This is a genomic window from Rhizobium sp. No.120, assembly GCF_054558365.1.
The window spans coordinates 335,682-349,499 of sequence record NZ_BAAJNQ010000003.1 but is presented as its reverse complement, the minus strand read 5'-3'; the positions used below and the strand labels follow the sequence as shown (position 1 = coordinate 349,499).

The 13,818-nt window shown below is 58.8% G+C and carries 10 protein-coding genes; 9 read left to right on the top strand and 1 reads right to left on the bottom strand.

Going from position 1 to position 13,818, the window contains the following annotated elements; all coding sequences use genetic code 11:
* The first annotated feature begins 8 nt into the window (after positions 1–8).
* The 7 genes from nusG (at position 9) to rpoC (ending at position 11,965) form a co-directional block, all read left to right on the top strand.
* Positions 9–539, top strand: coding sequence for a transcription termination/antitermination protein NusG (nusG, locus tag ACYJRZ_RS12435; protein WP_004123460.1), 531 nt, complete (start codon positions 9–11; stop codon positions 537–539).
* Positions 540–753: 214 nt separating this feature from the next.
* A complete protein-coding gene (rplK, locus tag ACYJRZ_RS12430; RefSeq protein WP_047637054.1) occupies positions 754–1,185 on the top strand; it encodes a 50S ribosomal protein L11 in 432 nt (143 codons plus the stop codon).
* A gap of 4 nt (positions 1,186–1,189) precedes the next feature.
* The gene (rplA, locus tag ACYJRZ_RS12425; RefSeq protein ID WP_095434660.1) at positions 1,190–1,888 is read left to right on the top strand and encodes a 50S ribosomal protein L1; all 699 of its coding nucleotides are present in this window, start codon (positions 1,190–1,192) and stop codon (positions 1,886–1,888) included.
* 328 nt (positions 1,889–2,216) lie between these two features.
* On the top strand, positions 2,217–2,735 hold the full coding sequence (gene rplJ / locus ACYJRZ_RS12420; protein ID WP_047637052.1) for a 50S ribosomal protein L10: 519 nt from the start codon (positions 2,217–2,219) through the stop codon (positions 2,733–2,735).
* Between the two features lie 58 nt (positions 2,736–2,793).
* On the top strand, positions 2,794–3,177 hold the full coding sequence (gene rplL, locus ACYJRZ_RS12415) for a 50S ribosomal protein L7/L12 (protein WP_069614844.1): 384 nt from the start codon (positions 2,794–2,796) through the stop codon (positions 3,175–3,177).
* Between the two features lie 262 nt (positions 3,178–3,439).
* Positions 3,440–7,582 carry a DNA-directed RNA polymerase subunit beta gene (gene rpoB, locus ACYJRZ_RS12410; protein WP_459459205.1) on the top strand — a complete coding sequence of 1,381 codons (4,143 nt, stop codon included), beginning with the start codon at positions 3,440–3,442 and terminating at the stop codon, positions 7,580–7,582.
* Positions 7,583–7,756: 174 nt separating this feature from the next.
* Positions 7,757–11,965, top strand: coding sequence for a DNA-directed RNA polymerase subunit beta' (rpoC, locus tag ACYJRZ_RS12405; protein ID WP_459459204.1), 4,209 nt, complete (start codon positions 7,757–7,759; stop codon positions 11,963–11,965).
* Positions 11,966–12,079: 114 nt separating this feature from the next.
* Here the strand turns inward: rpoC and ACYJRZ_RS12400 are convergent, their stop codons facing one another.
* Positions 12,080–12,373 carry a hypothetical protein gene (locus tag ACYJRZ_RS12400; RefSeq protein WP_004123433.1) on the bottom strand — a complete coding sequence of 98 codons (294 nt, stop codon included), beginning with the start codon at positions 12,371–12,373 and terminating at the stop codon, positions 12,080–12,082.
* 507 nt (positions 12,374–12,880) lie between these two features.
* On the opposite strand from ACYJRZ_RS12400, the gene rpsL reads away from it, so the two are divergent.
* Positions 12,881–13,252 carry a 30S ribosomal protein S12 gene (rpsL, locus tag ACYJRZ_RS12395; protein ID WP_003507760.1) on the top strand — a complete coding sequence of 124 codons (372 nt, stop codon included), beginning with the start codon at positions 12,881–12,883 and terminating at the stop codon, positions 13,250–13,252.
* A gap of 81 nt (positions 13,253–13,333) precedes the next feature.
* The gene (rpsG, locus tag ACYJRZ_RS12390; RefSeq protein WP_069614847.1) at positions 13,334–13,804 is read left to right on the top strand and encodes a 30S ribosomal protein S7; all 471 of its coding nucleotides are present in this window, start codon (positions 13,334–13,336) and stop codon (positions 13,802–13,804) included.
* The last annotated feature ends 14 nt before the right edge of the window (positions 13,805–13,818 follow it).

Below are 13,818 nucleotides of genomic sequence, written 5' to 3'. Positions count from 1 at the left end.
AGATGAACATGGCGGCACGTTGGTACATCGTCCACGCTTATTCTAATTTCGAAAAGAAGGTGGCTGAATCCATTGAGGAGAAGGCCAGGCAGAAGGGTCTCGAGCATCTGTTCGAGAAGATCCTTGTGCCGACCGAAAAGGTTGTTGAGGTTCGTCGCGGCCGCAAGGTCGACAGCGAGCGTAAGTTCTTCCCAGGTTACGTGCTTGTGCGCGCCAACCTGACGGATGAAGCTTACCACCTGATCAAGAATACGCCGAAGGTCACTGGTTTCCTCGGCTCCGACAATAAGCCCGTTCCGATTCCGGATTATGAAGCCGAGCGTATTCTCGGTCAGGTCCAGGAAGGTGTCGAACGGCCGAAGGCTTCCGTATCCTTCGAAATCGGCGAGCAGGTCCGTGTTTCCGATGGTCCGTTCGCTTCGTTCAACGGCACGGTTCAGGATGTGGACGAAGAGCGTTCGCGCCTGAAGGTGGAAGTGTCGATTTTCGGCCGCGCTACGCCGGTCGAGCTGGAATACAGCCAGGTCGAGAAGGTCTGATTGTGATTTCTACGAAAGGTTGGCCTGGCGGCTGGCCTTTCGTTCGAGTTTGGATATAAGCAAATGCTTGCTTATATCTCGCGGCCAAGCCGCAATCCGCGTGGAAGGGTAGGGTCTTAGCCGGGCCTGGTGATCCGCACCACGCAACCGCAGCCGCCGGAGCGATCCGGCATTAGTCGGCCGGGCAACCGGTCATGTAGAAAGGCAGAGAGAAATGGCTAAGAAAGTTGCAGGCCAGCTCAAGCTGCAGGTCAAGGCCGGCTCGGCGAATCCGTCGCCGCCGATCGGCCCTGCGCTTGGTCAGCGTGGCATTAACATCATGGAATTCTGCAAGGCGTTCAATGCCGCCACGCAGGAAATGGAAAAGGGTATGCCGATCCCGGTCGTCATCACCTACTACCAGGACAAGTCCTTCACCTTCGCAATGAAGCAGCCGCCGGTCAGCTACTTCCTGAAGAAGGAAGCAAAGATCCAGTCCGGCTCGAAGACCCCGGGCAAGGGCGCCAAGGCTGGCACCCTGACCAAGGCTCAGGTCAAGGCAATCGCCGAAGCCAAGATGAAGGATCTGAACGCCGCCGATATCGAGGGCGCAATGGCCATGATCGAGGGCTCTGCCCGCGCGATGGGCCTGGAAGTGGTGGGCTAAGACCATGGTAGCAAAGCGTATTCAGAAGATTCGTGAAGGCGTTGATCCGACCAAGCTCTATGCTCTGGATCTGGCCATCAACATGGTCAAGGAACGTGCCGTCGCCAAGTTCGACGAAACCGTCGAAATCTCGATGAACCTTGGCGTTGATCCGCGTCACGCCGACCAGATGGTTCGTGGCGTCGTCAACCTGCCAAACGGCACCGGCCGTACGGTTCGCGTTGCCGTCTTCGCTCGCGGCGCCAAGGCTGACGAAGCCAAGGCTGCCGGCGCTGACATCGTCGGTGCGGAAGACCTGGTTGAAATCGTTCAGGGCGGCAAGATCGATTTCGATCGCTGCATCGCCACCCCGGACATGATGCCGCTCGTCGGCCGTCTCGGTAAGGTTCTCGGCCCGCGCGGCATGATGCCGAACCCGAAGGTCGGCACCGTCACGATGGACGTCAAGGGTGCTGTTGAAGCTTCCAAGGGCGGCGCTGTCGAGTTCCGCGTCGAGAAGGCTGGTATCGTCCATGCCGGTATCGGCAAGGCTTCCTTCGACGCCAAGGCTCTGGAAGAAAACATCCGCGCTTTCGCCGACGCCGTCATCAAGGCGAAGCCGGCTGGCGCCAAGGGCAACTACGTCAAGCGCGTAGCGATCTCCTCGACCATGGGTCCGGGCGTCAAGATCGAGCCGTCGACGGTTACGGCGCCGAGCGCCTAATGATTATGCCGGGCTTTATGCCCGGCGTTTAGAATTCCCGGCCTTTCGGGGCCGGGATTTCCGGAGAAATCCGGAATTCCTGTCCGAGATTGCAGGTGGTTATCCCTTAATCACTCAAGCCTGCATGAGACGGGTAAGACCCGAATTTTGAAGAAGCTTTGCTTCGATGAACTCGGTTCGAGCCTTGGATGCCTTGTGCCTTGGAGCCGTCAGGCTCGAGCGCGAGGGGACAGGATCCTCAAGCGTCGCTTGGGATCTCATTGATCCCAGGAGGCAAAAGGCAACCCGGCAGGCCCGTTAATCCGGTCCTGTCAACTGGAGAAAAGCAGTGGAAAGAGCGGAAAAACGCGAATTCGTCACGGAACTGAACGAAGTCTTCAAGGCTTCGGGCTCGGTCGTCGTGGCCCACTATGCTGGTGCTACAGTCGCTCAGATGAACGATTTTCGTTCCAAGATGCGCGCTGCTGGCGGCACCGTCAAAGTCGCGAAGAACCGCCTGGCCAAAATTGCTCTTCAGGGCACGGATGCGGAAGGGATTTCAAATCTCTTCACCGGTCAGACGCTGATCGCATACAGCAATGACCCGATTACCGCTCCGAAGGTCGTCGTGGATTTCGCCAAGACCAACGATAAGATCGTTGTTCTGGGCGGCGCCATGGGAACAACAACGCTCAACGCCGAAGGTGTCAAGTCGCTCGCGACCCTGCCTTCGCTGGACGAGCTGCGCGCGAAGCTGCTGGGCATGATCCAGACTCCGGCTACCCGCATCGCAGGTGTTGTTGCAGCGCCGGCAAGCCAGCTTGCTCGCGTGTTCTCGGCCTACGCCAAGAAGGACGAAGCCGCGTAAGGCGGTTTTTCGCTGTTCATAACCAACCAGTTCGAACCGAACAAAAGGAACTACTAAAATGGCTGATCTCGCAAAGATCGTTGAAGACCTCTCCTCGCTGACCGTTCTCGAAGCCGCAGAACTGTCGAAGCTTCTCGAAGAAAAGTGGGGCGTTTCCGCCGCTGCTCCGGTAGCTGTTGCTGCCGTTGCCGGTGGTGCTGGCGGCGCTGCTGCAGCTGCTGAAGAAGAAAAGACCGAGTTCGACGTCATCCTCGCTGATGCCGGCGCGAACAAGATCAACGTCATCAAGGAAGTCCGCGGCATCACCGGCCTCGGCCTTAAGGAAGCCAAGGACCTCGTTGAAGCCGCTCCGAAGGCTGTCAAGGAAGGCGTTTCCAAGGCTGAAGCTGCTGACATCAAGAAGAAGCTCGAAGACGCCGGCGCTAAGGTCGACGTTAAGTAAGCTTAAGACTGCTTTGGGAGGTGGCTTCTTGCTACCTCCCATTTGCCGTTTTTCTGAACGAATTACCCAAAAGCCGCGGGCAAAACGGCTTTTGGGTAATGGGTTCTTCAAGAGGATGGTCTCAAACCGAACCGCGACGCAATCCGGCTGAGCGGTTTTCGGTTAGATAGACGAGATTGAACTACTCATTGATTGATGGGGTCGCCTGGCCAGCGATTCCCATCCGTTGCAGGCCCGGGTGCAGGATTTTAAAGGAGCGACGATGGCTCAGACCCTTTCGTTCAACGGTCGCAGGCGCGTACGCAAGTTTTTTGGTAAGATTCCCGAAGTCGCAGAGATGCCGAACCTCATCGAGGTTCAAAAAGCGTCCTACGATCAGTTTCTCATGGTCGAAGAACCCAAGGGCGGCCGCCCGGACGAAGGTCTTCAGGCTGTCTTCAAGTCGGTTTTCCCGATCACTGATTTCTCCGGCGCGTCCATGCTGGAGTTCGTTTCCTATGAATTCGAACCGCCGAAGTTCGACGTCGATGAGTGCCGCCAGCGCGACCTGACCTACGCCGCGCCGCTGAAGGTGACCCTCCGTCTGATCGTGTTCGATATCGACGAGGATACTGGCGCGAAGTCCATCAAGGACATCAAGGAACAGAGCGTCTACATGGGCGACATGCCGCTCATGACGAACAATGGTACGTTCATCGTGAACGGCACCGAGCGCGTAATCGTGTCGCAGATGCACCGTTCGCCGGGCGTCTTCTTCGATCACGACAAGGGCAAGAGCCATTCTTCCGGCAAGCTGCTTTTTGCTGCTCGCGTCATCCCATATCGCGGTTCCTGGCTTGATATCGAATTCGACGCCAAGGACATCGTCTACGCTCGTATCGACCGCCGCCGCAAGATTCCGGTGACATCGCTGCTGATGGCGCTCGGCATGGATGGCGAGGACATCCTGTCGACTTTCTATACGAAGTCGCTCTACCAGCGCGACGGCGATGGCTGGCGTATTCCCTTCAAGCCCGAAACCCTGAAGGGCGCCAAGACCGTTTCCGACATGATCGACGCCGACACCGGCGAAGTCGTTGTCGAAGGCGGCAAGAAGCTTACCCCGCGCCTGCTGCGTCAGCTGCAGGACAAGGGCCTCAAGGCTCTGAAGGCGACGGACGAAGAGCTGTACGGTCTGTTCCTGGCAGAAGACATCGTCAACTTCCAGACCGGTGAGATCTATCTCGAAGCTGGCGACGAAATCGACGAGAAGACGCTGCCTGTCATCCTGAAGGCCGGCTTCGACGAGATCCCGATCCTGGGCATCGACCATATCAATGTCGGCGCCTACATCCGCAACACGCTGTCCGCCGACAAGAACGAAAACCGCCAGGACGCTCTGTTCGATATCTACCGCGTCATGCGTCCGGGTGAACCGCCGACCATGGAATCGGCAGAAGCCATGTTCAACTCGCTGTTCTTCGATGCGGAGCGTTACGATCTCTCCGCCGTCGGCCGCGTGAAGATGAACATGCGCCTCGACCTCGACGTCGAAGACACCGTCCGTATCCTTCGCAAGGACGACATTCTGGCCGTGGTCAAGATGCTCGTCGAGCTGCGCGACGGTAAGGGCGAGATCGACGATATCGACAACCTCGGTAACCGCCGTGTCCGTTCCGTCGGCGAGCTGATGGAAAACCAGTATCGTCTGGGTCTGCTGCGTATGGAACGTGCGATCAAGGAACGCATGTCCTCGATCGAAATCGACACAGTTATGCCGCAGGATCTGATCAACGCAAAGCCGGCTGCCGCTGCTGTCCGCGAATTCTTCGGCTCTTCGCAGCTGTCGCAGTTCATGGACCAGGTGAACCCGCTTTCGGAAATCACCCACAAGCGCCGTCTTTCGGCTCTTGGCCCGGGCGGCCTGACCCGCGAGCGCGCCGGCTTCGAAGTCCGCGACGTTCATCCGACGCACTACGGTCGTATTTGCCCGATCGAAACGCCGGAAGGTCCGAACATCGGCCTCATCAACTCGCTGGCGACCTTTGCCCGCGTCAACAAGTACGGCTTCATCGAAAGCCCTTATCGCCGCATCATCGACGGTAAGGTGACCAACGACGTGCTCTACCTCTCCGCCATGGAAGAGGCGAAGTACTACGTTGCTCAGGCGAACGCCGAGCTCGACGCCGACGGCTCCTTCATTGAGGAATTCGTCGTTTGCCGTCATGCCGGCGAAGTCATGCTCGCTCCGCGCGACAACATCAACCTGATGGACGTCTCGCCGAAGCAGCTGGTTTCGGTCGCTGCCGCTTTGATCCCGTTCCTGGAAAACGACGACGCCAACCGCGCTCTCATGGGCTCGAACATGCAGCGTCAGGCCGTGCCGCTTCTGCGTGCCGAAGCCCCGTTCGTCGGCACCGGCATGGAGCCGGTCGTCGCGCGTGACTCCGGTGCCGCTATCGGCGCGCGCCGCGGCGGCGTGGTCGACCAGGTCGACGCAACGCGTATCGTTATCCGCGCCACCGAAGACCTCGATCCGTCGAAGTCCGGCGTCGATATCTACCGCCTGATGAAGTTCCAGCGTTCGAACCAGAACACCTGCGTCAACCAGCGTCCGCTGGTCACCGTCGGTGACGTGGTCAACAAGGGCGACATCTTGGCAGACGGTCCGTCGACCGATCTCGGCGATCTGGCTCTCGGCCGTAACGTGCTCGTCGCGTTCATGCCGTGGAACGGCTACAACTACGAAGACTCGATCCTGCTCTCCGAGCGTATCGTTGCCGACGACGTGTTCACCTCCATTCACATCGAAGAATTCGAAGTGATGGCGCGCGACACCAAGCTCGGTCCGGAAGAAATCACCCGCGATATTCCGAACGTTTCGGAAGAAGCGCTGAAGAACCTGGACGAAGCCGGCATCGTTTACATCGGTGCCGAAGTTCAGCCGGGCGATATTCTCGTCGGCAAGATCACGCCGAAGGGCGAAAGCCCGATGACGCCGGAAGAAAAGCTCCTGCGCGCCATCTTCGGTGAAAAGGCATCGGATGTTCGCGATACCTCGATGCGCATGCCGCCCGGCACCTACGGTACGGTCGTCGAAGTTCGCGTCTTCAACCGTCACGGCGTCGAAAAGGACGAACGTGCCATGGCGATCGAGCGCGAAGAGATCGAACGCCTTGCCAAGGACCGTGACGACGAACAGGCGATCCTCGATCGTAACGTCTACGGCCGCCTGGTCGAGATGCTGCGTGGTCAGGTTGCTCTTGCTGGTCCGAAGGGCTTCAAGAAGGGCACGGAACTGTCGAACGCCGTCGTTTCCGAGTATCCGCGTTCGCAGTGGTGGATGTTCGCCGTCGAGGACGAAAAGGTCCAGAGCGAGCTCGAAGCCCTGCGTGGCCAGTACGACGAATCCAAGTCGCGCCTCGAACAGCGCTTCATGGATAAGGTCGAAAAGGTCCAGCGTGGCGACGAAATGCCTCCGGGCGTCATGAAGATGGTCAAAGTCTTCGTCGCTGTGAAGCGCAAGATCCAGCCGGGTGACAAGATGGCAGGCCGTCACGGGAACAAGGGCGTGGTCTCGCGTATTGTTCCGGTCGAGGACATGCCGTTCCTGGAAGACGGTACGCATGTCGATATCGTGCTGAACCCGCTCGGCGTTCCCTCGCGCATGAACGTCGGTCAGATTCTCGAAACGCACCTTGGCTGGGCTTGCGCCGGCATGGGTCGGCAGATCGGTGAACTGATCGAAGCCTACAAGGCAAGCGGCAACATCGAGCCGCTGCGCAAGACGATCGATCTGGTCGTCGGCGACGGTCCGAAGAGCGACGACGTTCATGAGTACGACGATGCATCGGTGCTGCGTCTGGCCGATCAGTGGAAGCGTGGCGTGTCCATCGCGACCCCGGTCTTCGACGGTGCTGGCGAAGCTGACGTCAACAAGATGCTGGCAATGGCAGGTCTCAAGGAAACCGGCCAGTCGACGCTGTACGACGGGCGTACCGGCGAGCAGTTCGACCGCCAGGTCACGGTTGGCTACATCTACATGTTGAAGCTGAACCACCTTGTCGACGACAAGATCCACGCCCGTTCGATCGGTCCGTACTCGCTCGTCACCCAGCAGCCGCTGGGCGGTAAGGCGCAGTTCGGCGGTCAGCGCTTCGGCGAAATGGAAGTCTGGGCGCTCGAAGCCTACGGTGCAGCCTACACGCTGCAGGAAATGCTTACGGTCAAGTCGGACGACGTGGCCGGCCGTACAAAGGTCTACGAAGCCATCGTTCGTGGCGACGACACCTTCGAGGCAGGCATTCCGGAAAGCTTCAACGTTCTTGTCAAGGAAATGCGCTCGCTGGGCCTCAGCGTCGAACTGGAAAACTCCAAGGTCGACGATCTGCAGACGGCAAGCCAGCTTCCGGACGCAGCCGAGTAATAGCCTGCGGGTGCGCGCTGTCGGTCAGCGCGCACCGCTTGGAATATTGCAGCGCCGCTGGCGTCCCTTCGGATGCATGGCGCCGCAAGGCGGTTTTAAAGCGTCAGTCCGGCTCCCGGGATTTGCCGGTACTGTTCGCAATTCGAGGGCGTTTCGCCCCTAAAGGAGATAGGCATGAACCAAGAGGTCATGAATCTTTTCAATCCGCAGGTGCCTGCGCAGAATTTCGATTCCATCCGGATTTCGATTGCGTCGCCGGAGAAGATTCTTTCCTGGTCTTATGGCGAGATCAAGAAGCCGGAAACGATTAACTATCGTACGTTCAAGCCGGAACGCGATGGTCTTTTCTGCGCACGAATCTTCGGACCGATCAAGGACTACGAATGCTTGTGCGGCAAGTACAAGCGTATGAAGTACAAGGGCATCATCTGCGAAAAGTGCGGCGTCGAAGTCACGCTGTCGCGCGTTCGCCGTGAGCGCATGGGCCATATCGAGCTCGCCGCTCCCGTTGCCCACATCTGGTTCCTGAAGTCGCTGCCTTCGCGCATTTCGACGCTGCTCGATATGACGCTGAAGGATGTGGAGCGCGTTCTCTACTTCGAAAACTACATCGTCACCGAGCCGGGTCTCACCGCGCTTAAGGAGCACCAGCTCCTGACGGAAGAAGAGTATATGCTCGCCGTCGACGAATATGGCGAAGACCAGTTCACCGCCATGATCGGCGCTGAAGCGATCTACGAGATGCTGGCCAGCATGAACCTCGAAAAGATCGCCGGCGACCTGCGTTCCGAGCTTGCCGACACGACGTCGGATCTCAAGCAGAAGAAGCTGATGAAGCGACTGAAGATCGTCGAGAACTTCATGGAGTCCGGCAACCGTCCGGAATGGATGATCATGAAGGTCGTCCCGGTCATCCCGCCGGACCTGCGCCCGCTCGTTCCGCTCGATGGCGGCCGCTTCGCGACTTCGGATCTGAACGATCTGTATCGCCGCGTCATCAACCGTAACAACCGTCTGAAGCGCCTCATCGAATTGCGCGCTCCGGGCATCATCATCCGCAACGAAAAGCGCATGCTGCAGGAATCTGTCGATGCGCTGTTCGACAACGGCCGCCGCGGCCGCGTCATCACCGGCGCCAACAAGCGTCCGCTGAAGTCGCTGTCCGACATGCTCAAGGGCAAGCAGGGCCGCTTCCGCCAGAACCTGCTCGGCAAGCGCGTCGACTATTCCGGCCGTTCGGTCATCGTGACCGGTCCGGAACTGAAGCTGCATCAGTGCGGCCTGCCGAAGAAGATGGCGCTCGAGCTGTTCAAGCCGTTCATCTATGCCCGTCTCGACGCAAAGGGTTATTCCTCGACCGTCAAGCAGGCCAAGAAGCTGGTTGAAAAGGAAAAGCCGGAAGTCTGGGATATCCTCGACGAGGTCATCCGCGAGCATCCGGTTCTCTTGAACCGCGCTCCGACGCTGCACCGCCTGGGCATCCAGGCCTTCGAACCCACGCTGGTCGAAGGCAAGGCAATCCAGCTGCATCCGCTCGTCTGCACGGCCTTCAACGCCGACTTCGACGGTGACCAGATGGCTGTTCACGTGCCGCTCTCGCTGGAAGCCCAGCTGGAAGCCCGCGTGCTGATGATGTCGACCAACAACATTCTGCACCCGGCAAACGGCGCGCCGATCATCGTTCCCTCGCAGGACATGGTTCTCGGCCTCTACTATCTGTCGATCATGAACCAGAATGAGCCGGGCGAAGGCATGGCCTTCTCGGATCTGGGCGAGCTGCATCACGCGCTTGAAAACAAGGTCGTGACGCTGCATTCGAAGATCCGTGGCCGCTTCAAGTCGGTCGGCGAAGATGGCAAGCCCTATTCGAAGATCTATGAGACGACCCCCGGTCGCCTACTGATCGGCGAACTCCTGCCCAAGCATGGCAAGGTGACCTTCGACATCTGCAACCAGGAAATGACCAAGAAGAACATCTCCAAGATGATCGACACGGTCTACCGCCATTGCGGCCAGAAGGACACGGTCATTTTCTGCGACCGTATCATGCAGCTCGGCTTCTCCCATGCCTGCCGCGCCGGCATTTCGTTCGGCAAGGACGACATGGTCATTCCGGATACCAAGGTTAAGATCGTCGGCGATACCGAAGCGCTCGTGAAGGAATACGAGCAGCAGTATAACGACGGTCTGATCACCCAGGGCGAAAAGTACAACAAGGTTGTCGACGCTTGGGGCAAGGCCACCGAAAAGGTCGCCGAAGAAATGATGGCCCGCATTAAGGCCGTCGAATTCGACGAAAAGACCGGTCGTCAGAAGCCGATGAACTCGATCTACATGATGAGCCATTCTGGTGCTCGTGGTTCGCCGAACCAGATGCGCCAGCTGGGCGGCATGCGAGGCCTCATGGCCAAGCCGTCGGGCGAAATCATCGAGACGCCGATCATCTCGAACTTCAAGGAAGGTCTCACCGTTAACGAGTACTTCAACTCGACCCACGGCGCCCGTAAGGGTCTGGCCGACACCGCCTTGAAGACCGCGAACTCCGGTTACCTGACCCGTCGTCTCGTCGACGTCGCGCAGGATTGCATCGTCACGCATATCGATTGCGGTACCGAAAATGGCCTCACCATGACCGCCATCGTCGATGCCGGTCAGGTCGTCGCCTCGCTCGGCGCCCGCATCCTCGGCCGTACGGCCCTGGACGACATCGATCATCCGGTCACGGGTGAGCGCATTGTCGACGCCGGCAAGATGATCCTGGAACCGGATGTCATCGAGATCGAAAAGGCTGGTATCCAGTCGATCCGTATCCGTTCGGCATTGACCTGCGAAATCCAGACGGGCGTGTGCTCGGTCTGCTATGGCCGCGACCTTGCTCGCGGTACGCCTGTCAACATCGGCGAAGCTGTCGGCGTCATCGCCGCACAGTCGATCGGCGAGCCGGGCACGCAGCTGACCATGCGTACCTTCCACTTGGGCGGCACGGCGACCGTGGTCGACCAGTCGTTCCTGGAAGCCTCCTACGAGGGCACCGTTCAGATCAAGAACCGCAACATGCTGCGCAACTCCGATGGCAACCTCGTTGCCATGGGCCGCAACATGACGGTCCAGATCCTGGACGAACGTGGTGTCGAACGCTCCTCGCAGCGCGTTGCCTACGGCTCGAAGCTGTATGTCGACGACGGCGACAAGGTGAAGCGCGGTCAGCGTCTGGCAGAGTGGGACCCCTATACCCGTCCGATGATGACGGAAGTGGCCGGTACGGTTCACTTCGAAGACGTCGTCGACGGTCTTTCGGTCCTCGAAGCGACGGACGAATCCACCGGCATCACCAAGCGTCAGGTTATCGACTGGCGCTCGACGCCGCGCGGCTCCGATCTGAAACCCGCAATTGTCATCAAGGACGCCAGCGGCAATGTCGCCAAGCTTTCGCGTGGTGGCGAAGCCCGCTTCCTGCTCTCGGTCGATGCGATCCTATCGGTGGAGCCGGGCACGAAGGTGTCGCAGGGTGATGTTCTCGCCCGTTCGCCGCTGGAAAGCGCCAAAACCAAGGACATCACCGGCGGTCTGCCGCGCGTTGCCGAACTGTTCGAAGCTCGTCGTCCGAAGGACCACGCCATCATCGCAGAGATTGATGGTACGATCCGCCTCGGTCGCGATTACAAGAACAAGCGTCGCGTCATCATCGAGCCGGCGGAAGACGGTGTCGAGCCGGTTGAATACCTGATCCCGAAGGGCAAGCCCTTCCACCTTCAGGAAGGCGACTATATCGAAAAAGGTGATTACATCCTCGACGGTAACCCGGCTCCGCACGACATCCTGGCGATCAAGGGCGTGGAGGCTCTGGCTTCCTACCTGGTCAACGAAATCCAGGAAGTCTACCGCTTGCAGGGCGTTGTCATCAACGACAAGCACATCGAAGTGATTGTCCGTCAGATGCTGCAGAAGGTGGAGATCACCGATGCGGGCGACAGCCAGTACATCGTCGGCGACAACGTCGACCGTATCGAGCTGGAAGACGCCAACGACCGCCTTATCGAAGAAGGCAAGAAGCCTGCTTATGGCGATCCGGTTCTGCTCGGCATCACCAAGGCATCGCTGCAGACGCCGTCCTTCATCTCGGCTGCATCCTTCCAGGAAACGACGAAGGTGCTCACCGAGGCTGCAATCGCCGGCAAGACCGACGGTCTGCAGGGTCTGAAGGAAAACGTCATCGTCGGCCGTCTCATCCCGGCCGGTACCGGCGGCACCATGACGCAGATCCGCCGTATCGCTACGGCCCGCGACGAGCTCATCCTCGAAGAGCGCCGCAAGGGTACGGATGCCGGCGTCGCAACGCCGATGCTGCAGGATCTCGCCAGCGAAAACAGCCCGGCCGAATAAGCTGGTCTGAATTGACAAAAATCAAAACCGCCCGGAGCGATCCGGGCGGTTTCTTTTTGTGCGGTGCTAAAATCGATGAGGCGAGGGAGGCTGCTTCCGCTGGCGGCCGTCCTGTCAGCGGAAGCGGATGATCGCCACTTCGCCTTCGAGCGCCCCCTGATAGGCGGATGCATGAGGCTCTTCGTCCGGTATATCCGTCAGCAGGCCGATCTGGTCGAGGTCTGCTTCGATGAAACCCTCTTCGGCAAGAGCGTTCAGCGCCTCACGCACGGCGGTATCGTCGTCGGGCGCTTTCAGCATGACGTGCAGGTCGATGCCTTCGCCGCCATCGGTCTCGTAGCCCTTGCCGATGATGATGAAGACCATGGGGCCGTCGGAATTGTTGTCGTTGTCTGGCGCAGTAATCATGGATCTTCCTTCGGGAATATCGAATCGACCCGGCGATTCCTTTTCATCGCGCGGGTCGGTCGGATGGAAATGCCTTCCGTGATTCCTTATAGGGATTTTGCCGAAATACCAAAGTCCATCTTGCCGAAGTAGCTCCATTTCCGTATCCAATGCGTCAAATGGCTGGTTTGGCCGGGGTTTCCGGGCTTTATGACAAAGATAATTTCTTAACCGGCCTTGACGAACCGGCGGGAAACCAGTAGTACCGCCGCCATCGGAACCCATGTGAGGCATGGCTATTCGGGGCGACGCGCCCTGGAGTTCACCTCAAACAAGGTTCTAAACGCACGTTGAAGACACGAATGCTGCTCGCACGACGCCACCTTCGGTGTCCTCTGCTTTTCTGTGGTCCATCTGCGAGAGCGGATCGGGCCACGTTTTGCGCATTGAGACGAACGTGTGTCGTGCCGGTGACGGCGAAAGTCATGCCCGCAAGGGTGTCGAGATAGATTTACAAGGGATGGTTGAATGCCTACCGTAAACCAGCTGATCCGCAAGCCTCGCCAGGCGCAGGTAAAGCGTAACAAGGTTCCCGCTCTTCAGGAGAACCCGCAGAAGCGCGGCGTTTGCACCCGCGTCTACACCACGACGCCGAAGAAGCCGAACTCGGCTCTGCGTAAGGTCGCAAAGATCCGCCTGACCAACGGCTTCGAAGTCATTGGTTACATCCCCGGTGAAGGTCACAACCTTCAGGAACACTCTGTCGTCATGATCCGTGGCGGCCGCGTTAAGGACCTTCCGGGTGTTCGCTACCACATCATTCGCGGCGTTCTCGATACCCAGGGTGTCAAGAACCGCAAGCAGCGCCGTTCGAAGTACGGTGCAAAGCGTCCGAAGTAATTCGGATTTTTAGATAATCCGGCGCTGCGCGAGGTTCTCCGCGTGGTTGAGCGTCGCAACAGTTGAGAGACGAGAAGTTACATGTCCCGACGTCATAGAGCAGAAAAGCGCGAGATCAATCCGGACCCGAAGTTCGGCGATCTGGTCGTTACCAAGTTCATGAATGCCATCATGCTGGACGGCAAGAAGTCCGTAGCAGAAAACATCGTATATGGCGCGTTTGACGCCGTGCAGGGCAAGGCAAAGCAGGAGCCGCTCGGCGTGTTCCATCAGGCTTTGGATAACATTGCTCCGCACGTTGAAGTCCGCTCGCGCCGCGTTGGTGGTGCTACGTACCAGGTTCCGGTCGATGTGCGTCCTGAGCGTCGCCAGGCTCTGGCTATCCGCTGGCTGATTACCGCTGCTCGCAAGCGTAACGAGACCACGATGATCGACCGTCTGTGCGGCGAACTTCTCGATGCCTCCAACAACCGCGGCGCTGCCGTCAAGAAGCGCGAAGACACGCACAAGATGGCTGACGCCAACCGTGCGTTCTCGCATTATCGCTGGTAATCCCGAACGGTTTC